This window comes from Acinetobacter sp. RF14B (genome assembly GCF_006864105.1).
GTDB lineage: Bacteria > Pseudomonadota > Gammaproteobacteria > Pseudomonadales > Moraxellaceae > Acinetobacter > Acinetobacter lwoffii_C.
The window spans coordinates 23259-30113 of record NZ_SMTB01000027.1; the positions used below are offsets into that span (position 1 = coordinate 23259).

Sequence of the window (6855 nt, forward strand, 5' to 3'; positions counted from 1 at the left end):
TGGAAAGCGATACCCGAGCTGAGCCAGTTCAGAAAATAGAGGAGGAATAAATATGTCAAACCTACAGGATCCGCGGGTTTTATTGGCTTTAGAACGCACCGCTCTGGCCTGGAACCGTAGTGGTCTGGCCTTAATTGCTTTTGGTTTCGTGATTGAAAAATCTAATCTCTTGGTTCAGTTGATTGATCCGGTTCACTATCAGCAGAAAATTGTCTATACAGAATGGCTGGGGATTGCCGTGATTGTCTTTGGCCTGCTGGTCAATATCGGTTCAATTTTACAATATCGCACAGGTCTCAAATCGCTTAATCCTGCCGAATTTATTGAAGGCTATCACACCCGGCAGCCGGTCTGGTTGAATTTATTTACCATCTTTACCGGTATCTTACTGATTATTTCCTTCTGGATTCATTAAAAATGTCTTCACCGGATGCGGACATTAAACAGCGCAATACAACTGATAGAGCGTCTGCATAATCACCAGCACGTTACGATCGGAGACCTGATAAAAAATCTGTTTACCTTCACGGCGGGTATTCACGATGTTATTTTTGCGCAAGACCGTGAGCTGCTGTGACAGGGTCGGCTGATGAATGTCAGTAGATTCCTCGATTTGCTGTACATTCAGCTCGCCATCGACCAGCACACATAAAATTCTCAACCGGTCAGGATTGGACAGGACTTTTAAGCAGTTGGTCACTGTATCTACCTGAGAAAAATCAATTTTGGCATTTTGTGCGATATTCATGGAAATGGCTTGTGCTCCTCTACAGCAGCGTGTTTACAGAATAATAGCATAGAAAGCTTGATTAATATCTAATTTTATATAATATAAAAATATATATTGAATTGGTAGGCGTGTTATGCATGATTTTCTGATCGCGTTTCTCGGAGGCTTGATGCTCGGAGTTTCGGTGGTGGGCTATTTGTATGTGAATGGCCGTATTGCCGGCATTAGTGGCCTGATTAGCCAGGTATTAAATCCTCAAACCCTGTTTAAAACACCGGCCCTCTGGTTTATGTCGGGCTTGGTGCTTACCCCATTCCTGTACGGATTATTTGTCCAGCCTGATATTGAACTGAATGCCAGCCCACTGATGATGATCGTTGCGGGTTTGCTGGTTGGCTTTGGAACGCGATTGGGTTCAGGCTGTACCAGTGGGCATGGGATCTGTGGAATCAGCCGTCTGTCCAGACGTTCTATCATTGCCACACTGACTTTTATGTTTGCTGGTTTTGTGATCGTTTATATCATTCGCCATGTTACAGGAGCATTTTAAAATGAAAAATATCTTGGCCTTTGTTTTTGGTGCCCTGTTCTCTGTTGGATTGATGCTGTCTGGCATGTCCAATCCGGAAAAAGTACTCGATTTTCTGGACGTGTTTGGTGACTGGGATGCTAGTCTGGCTTTTGTTATGATGGGTGCAATTGCAGTCGCTTTTATTCCTTTTCAGAAAGCAGTTAGAAGTCAGGCTCCAAAAACTATTTTTAATGAACCGATTGATTTGCCGAAAAATCAGCAGATTGATCCCAAACTAATCTCTGGCAGTTTGCTCTTCGGTATAGGATGGGGCATTGCAGGCGTATGTCCGGCACCCAGTTTTACCCTGATTGGTCTGGGACATTATCAGATACTTTATTTTATTGTTGCGATGATGCTGGGTGTATGGATTCATCGTAAATGGGCAGGAGCTTAAATATGTCTAACAGACCCGTCGTCCAGGATTTTTTTCATGAGGATACCAATACCTTCAGTTATGTAGTGAGTGATCCTGCAACGCAAAGCTGCGCCATTATTGATAGCGTGCTGGATTATGATGCCGCTTCGGCCAGCACCGCAACCACACATGCCGATCAGATCATTGCCTATGTCAGGGCGCATGGATTAAGCGTCGAGTGGATTCTGGAAACCCATGTGCATGCCGATCATCTGACTGCTGCGCAGTATCTGAAAGCAGAGTTGGGCGGCAAGATTGCAATGAGCCAAAAAATTGGCATTGTGCAGGACACCTTTGGGGCCATCTATCATCTGGATATTAAACAGTTCAATGCCCAGCAGCTCTTTGATTACTTATTTGAAGATCATGAGTCGTTCCAGATTGGAACACTGCAAGCCTACAATATTCCGACACCCGGACATACACCGGCCTGTCTGAGCTATGTAATTGGGGATGCAGTCTTTGTAGGGGACACGCTGTTTATGCCGGATTATGGAACCGCACGTTGTGATTTTCCGCGTGGCAGTGCAGAAATACTGTTTGATTCGGTGCAAAGGCTGTATCAGCTTCCAGAAAATACCCGAATGTTTCTGTGTCATGACTATTTGCCTGAAACACGCCAGTCCTATCACTGTGAAACCGATATTCGGACCCAGAAAACCCAGAATATCCATATTCATGAGGGCACGCCTAAGGCTGAATTCGTACAGATGCGTAATCAGCGGGATGCCGGGTTGAGTATGCCCAAGCTGATTCTGCCAGCGATCCAGATCAATATGAAAGCCGGGCAGTTTCCTGAGGCAGAAGCCAATGGCGTGTCTTACTTAAAATTGCCCCTGAACTATTTTAAATAAAGCGGGTAGAGCTGGACGATTATCTGCACTGATACTCGCACGGCTAAGCGCCTGACTGAAGATTGCCTTATCCCTGCATAAGGTATTTTTTTATTTTTGGTATGGTTGGGCCAGACTATTTTATTGCAGATTTTTCGATAAGAAGCTTTTGCAGCGTACTCAACAGATAGAGATTTTTATTGTCCTGCTTTGATTTGCCCAGTCAACAAGACTAAAAAAAAACCCGAATGATGACATTCGGGTGTTTGGAAAATGGATAATTCTTAGGGTTTATAGTTTTTAAATTATTTATAAATAGGGGCTGTGCTTAGCCTAAGGTACTTCTGAGCATCCATGCCGTTTTTTCGTGCACATCCAGACGTTGAGTCAGTAAATCAGCAGTTGGCTGGTCATTGACTTCATCTACCACTGAAAATAGCTCTCTGGCGGTACGTGCAGTGGTTTCATGCGCTGTCACCAGATACTTGAGCATCTGCTCTGCGTTAGGCACGCCCTCGACTTCCTGGATTGAAGTCAGTTTGACAAATTCTTTATATGTTCCCGGTGCCGCAAAACCCAGCGCACGAATCCTTTCTGCAATCTGGTCTAGCGCATTCCACTGCTCGGTATATTGCGTCATAAACATAGTATGCAGGCTGTTAAATTGCGGACCGGTCACATTCCAGTGAAAATTGTGTGTCATCAAATACAATGTATAGCTATCTGCCAGCAGTTTGGATAAGCCTTCTACAATTTTGGCACGGTCAGCTTCGGAGATACCAATATCAATCTTCATGATCTGTGCATCTGTGTTTGAAGAACCCATAATGTGACTCCTTAAAAAAAATCTAAATATCTATTTTTATCAACTGTTCACTTTCTTACTGATTTAAGCCCTCAATGGACTGAGTCCGCTCGATCAAAAGCGTCTGAAACCGCTTATCACCACAGGATTAGCACGGGCTGTATAACTTAAGTTACGCCATCCCATAAATTTTATAGGAATGAAGAACTTAAAGTTTAGGTCTTGTGTATAGCCTAAGAGTAAGATTGTAACCGCACTTATTTTAATATTTTAAATTTAACTAAAACAAAGGCTTAATCTCTATGTGAATAACTCCAAACTTGCAGTTTAAGCCGATTTTCTTGCTTGATCTTGGGGTGTATTAAAAAAATAACACAACAACGCCTTTATTAAACAATGCACTACAAAGAGTCATCACTCTGATTTTATAAATACCGTTAAGGTAGGGAGCAAAGGCGAAGTCGATAAGAAAACGATCTAAAGTTTAAGGATACTATCAAAGAAAACTGAGGCTTAGCGCAATTGATTCAGCCCAGCAGCGATAGCAGACCTCCGGAATTTTTTATTGAACCCGCCGCCTATTGAACCAGACTCAAGCAAATTTGAGATAGAACCAAGAATACTTTCATTAAACTCGATCTCGGCAAGGAAAAAATCATGAAAATCAAGGCGAACAGCCCAATAGCAGTGACAGGCAGTTTAGATAAGCAAAATACCAATAAGAAAAGTGAGCAACTGGATGTATATCGTAGTGATGCGACAGAACAGACACTCACGACCAATCAGGGGGTGAAAATCTCTGACAATCAGAACAGTCTGAAAGCCGGTGTTCGCGGCGCAACGCTCATGGAAGATTTTATTCTGCGTGAGAAAATCACCCATTTCGACCATGAGCGTATCCCGGAGCGGATTGTGCATGCACGTGGTGTTGGAGCGCACGGTTTTTTTGAAGCTTATCCCGGCAATGACAAATGGACTAAGGCCGGATTTTTGACCCGTACTGACGTACAGACACCAGTTTTTGTACGTTTTTCTACGGTGCAGGGGCCACGTGGCTCCGCGGATACCGTACGTGATATTCGTGGTTTTGCCACCAAGTTTTATACTGATGAAGGCAATTATGATCTGGTCGCAAATAATGCTCCGGTATTTTTTATTCAGGACGGTATCAAGTTTCCAGACTTTGTACATGCCATGAAGCCGGAACAGCAAACTGAAATACCAACCGGTGCTACGGCCCACGATACCTTCTGGGACTTCGTGTCTCTGGTTCCTGAAACGGCCCATGCGGTGATGTGGGCCATGTCCGACCGGGCAATTCCACGCAGCTTGCGTTCCATGCAGGGTTTTGGCGTGCATACTTTCCGGCTGATTAATGCTGAAAATAAAGCTGTCTTTGTCAAATTCCACTGGACACCGAAGCAGGGCATGACGCAGCTGGTCTGGGATGAAGCACAAAAGCTGGCAGGAAAAGACCCGGACTTTCATCGTCGTGACTTGTATGAAGCCATTGCTTCAGGAAACTATCCTGAGTGGGAGCTTGGAGTGCAAATCGTGGCTGAAGAAGATGAAATGAAGTTTGATTTTGACCTGCTGGACCCGACCAAAATCATCCCGGAAGAGTTAGTGCCAGTAACTCCACTTGGCCGTATGGTACTCAACCGTAATGTAGATTATTTCTTCGGCGAGACTGAGCAGGTGGCCTTCTGTCCCGGACATGTGGTACCGGGAATTGATTTTACCAACGACCCACTGCTGCAAGCGCGTCTATTTTCTTATACCGATACCCAGTTAAGTCGTCTGGGTGGTCCGAATTTCCACCAGATTCCAATCAACAAGCCAGTCTGCCCATTTCATAATAACCAGCGAGATGGCTTGCATCAGCGTATTGTCTATAGTGGCCAGGCCAATTATGAGCCAAACTCAATTGATAACAACTGGCCAGCCGAAGCAGCGGGCGCGCAGGCTGGTGGCTTTGAAAGCTATCAGGAGCGTATTGACGGTCATAAAATCCGTCAGCGCAGCCCATCTTTTAATGACCACTTTAGTCATGCGCGTATTTTCTACCAAAGCCAGCAGCCGCATGAACAGAAGCATATTGTAGATGCCTATGTGTTTGAGCTGAGTAAAGTCCAGCGTAAGCATATTCAGGAACGTGAAGTACTGGATGTGCTGTGCAATATTGACTTGTCTCTGGCCCAGCAGGTCGCAGACCAGCTAGGTATCGAGATTCCGGCCGAGAAAAAGGCGGCCAAACTGCCAGAGGTGGTGGTTTCCAAGCGCCTGTCTTTTGAGGCTTTTAAACCACAAGACATCAAGGGCCGAAAAATTGCCATTCTGGCTCATGATCAGGCCAATGAAGCCAGTATTAAGGCAGTTCAAGCCTGGGCAGAATCAGAAAGTGCGGTGGCTGATGTCCTTACTTCACGCTCAGGCCCGGTACTTAGCCAGAAGGGTGCAGTCATTCCTTCAGATGGCATGCAAAAAGCAGAGCCTTCGATTGCCTACGATGCTGTGGTGATTGTCGATGGCGATAATCATGACATGGTTTTAAAAGATGGAGTCGCCACACACTATCTGCTTGAGGCATATAAGCATCTTAAGCCTGTGGTTTTCCTGGGTGACAAAGACCAGCTGATCGAAGAGCTGCGGTTGAGCCGTGATGAAGGCACTTTGGTAAGTGCACAGTTTGAAAAGGTACAAGATCAATTTAAAACTTTAATCATGAACCATCGTGTGTGGATGCGTGAAGCGATTGCAGAAACTATTCCTGCATAACTTTACAAGGAATAGAAGATCCGGCTTCTATTCCCTGTTTCGCAAGGGCTGAGTGAGGGGGTAGAGCAGGATTTATAGGGTTAAACAGAATCATTGAACAATGATTGAGGTGATGCCTGTTTAAAACCTAGAGACAGTACAGCCCTTTGCTTGTTAGAGAGGATGCTGACCCGATTTCCATTTTGAGGAAGAATCTACATGAACCTCGGTTCAATATTAGAAAAATTTAAACATTCATCTTTAGAACTCGAAGAAAGTATTCACCATACCTTAAAGGAATTGGTACAGTTTTCTGAACAGATTCCTTTACCTGCCTCGGGCGATACCTTAAAACGCTGGCAAATTCTGGCTGAAGTTTCTGCGACCAACTTAAGCCTGGGCAAACTGTTTGAGTCTCATCTGGATGCGCTGGCTATTTTACATGAACTTCATATTCCGGCAGATTCCGGACGGCTCTGGGCAATCTGGGCTGCAGAAGGCGGACCTCAACCGCTGCAACTGGAACAGGGCAAATTAAGTGGAAGCAAGCCTTGGTGCTCAGCCGCAGCCTGGGTAGATTCCGCCTTGGTCACTTGTCGAAATGAACATCATCAGTCGCAGCTCCTGATTCTGGATATGTTGCAACCCGGTATTCATTATCATCAGCAGCATTGGCATGCAGTCGGAATGCAGCATACCGGCACCAGCCGTCTTGAATTGGATCAGGTTGCGGTACAAGCA

General features: G+C 45.1%; 8 protein-coding genes. 6 read left to right on the top strand and 2 right to left on the bottom strand.

The window, feature by feature from the left end:
* Window positions 1–52 precede the first annotated feature (52 nt).
* Window positions 53–415 carry a YidH family protein gene (locus E2K52_RS06035; RefSeq protein WP_151204250.1) on the top strand — a complete coding sequence of 121 codons (363 nt, stop codon included), beginning with the start codon at window positions 53–55 and terminating at the stop codon, window positions 413–415.
* A 24-nt stretch (window positions 416–439) separates the two neighbouring features.
* Here the strand turns inward: E2K52_RS06035 and E2K52_RS06040 are convergent, their stop codons facing one another.
* Complete coding sequence (locus E2K52_RS06040; protein WP_151204251.1) at window positions 440–748, bottom strand: ArsR/SmtB family transcription factor; 309 nt, start codon at window positions 746–748, stop codon at window positions 440–442.
* Window positions 749–863: 115 nt separating this feature from the next.
* Here E2K52_RS06040 and E2K52_RS06045 point away from each other — a divergent pair, with 115 nt between their 5' ends.
* Genes E2K52_RS06045 through E2K52_RS06055 form a run of 3 tightly spaced genes read left to right on the top strand, consistent with a single transcriptional unit; the run spans window position 864 to window position 2573 of the window.
* The gene (locus tag E2K52_RS06045) at window positions 864–1280 is read left to right on the top strand and encodes a YeeE/YedE family protein (protein ID WP_151204252.1); all 417 of its coding nucleotides are present in this window, start codon (window positions 864–866) and stop codon (window positions 1278–1280) included.
* Between the two features lies 1 nt (window position 1281).
* The gene (locus E2K52_RS06050) at window positions 1282–1698 is read left to right on the top strand and encodes a YeeE/YedE family protein (RefSeq protein ID WP_151204253.1); all 417 of its coding nucleotides are present in this window, start codon (window positions 1282–1284) and stop codon (window positions 1696–1698) included.
* Window positions 1699–1700: 2 nt separating this feature from the next.
* The gene (locus tag E2K52_RS06055; protein ID WP_151204254.1) at window positions 1701–2573 is read left to right on the top strand and encodes an MBL fold metallo-hydrolase; all 873 of its coding nucleotides are present in this window, start codon (window positions 1701–1703) and stop codon (window positions 2571–2573) included.
* A 307-nt stretch (window positions 2574–2880) separates the two neighbouring features.
* Here E2K52_RS06055 and E2K52_RS06060 read toward each other — a convergent pair whose 3' ends face one another.
* Complete coding sequence (locus E2K52_RS06060; RefSeq protein WP_151204255.1) at window positions 2881–3378, bottom strand: Dps family protein; 498 nt, start codon at window positions 3376–3378, stop codon at window positions 2881–2883.
* A 636-nt stretch (window positions 3379–4014) separates the two neighbouring features.
* Between E2K52_RS06060 and katE the strand changes: the two genes are divergently transcribed.
* Window positions 4015–6135: a catalase HPII gene (katE, locus tag E2K52_RS06065; RefSeq protein WP_151204256.1), complete on the top strand. Its 2121-nt coding sequence runs from the start codon at window positions 4015–4017 to the stop codon at window positions 6133–6135.
* Window positions 6136–6333: 198 nt separating this feature from the next.
* On the top strand, window positions 6334–6855 hold a 522-nt coding region (locus E2K52_RS06070; RefSeq protein WP_227548215.1), incomplete at its 3' end, for an acyl-CoA dehydrogenase family protein.

Coding starts and splice junctions, on each gene's coding strand:
- E2K52_RS06035 (WP_151204250.1), top strand. CDS start 53: ATGTCAAACCTACAGGATCCGCGGGTTTTATTGGCTTTAGAACGCACC.
- E2K52_RS06040 (WP_151204251.1), bottom strand. CDS start 748: ATGAATATCGCACAAAATGCCAAAATTGATTTTTCTCAGGTAGATACA.
- E2K52_RS06045 (WP_151204252.1), top strand. CDS start 864: ATGCATGATTTTCTGATCGCGTTTCTCGGAGGCTTGATGCTCGGAGTT.
- E2K52_RS06050 (WP_151204253.1), top strand. CDS start 1,282: ATGAAAAATATCTTGGCCTTTGTTTTTGGTGCCCTGTTCTCTGTTGGA.
- E2K52_RS06055 (WP_151204254.1), top strand. CDS start 1,701: ATGTCTAACAGACCCGTCGTCCAGGATTTTTTTCATGAGGATACCAAT.
- E2K52_RS06060 (WP_151204255.1), bottom strand. CDS start 3,378: ATGGGTTCTTCAAACACAGATGCACAGATCATGAAGATTGATATTGGT.
- katE (WP_151204256.1), top strand. CDS start 4,015: ATGAAAATCAAGGCGAACAGCCCAATAGCAGTGACAGGCAGTTTAGAT.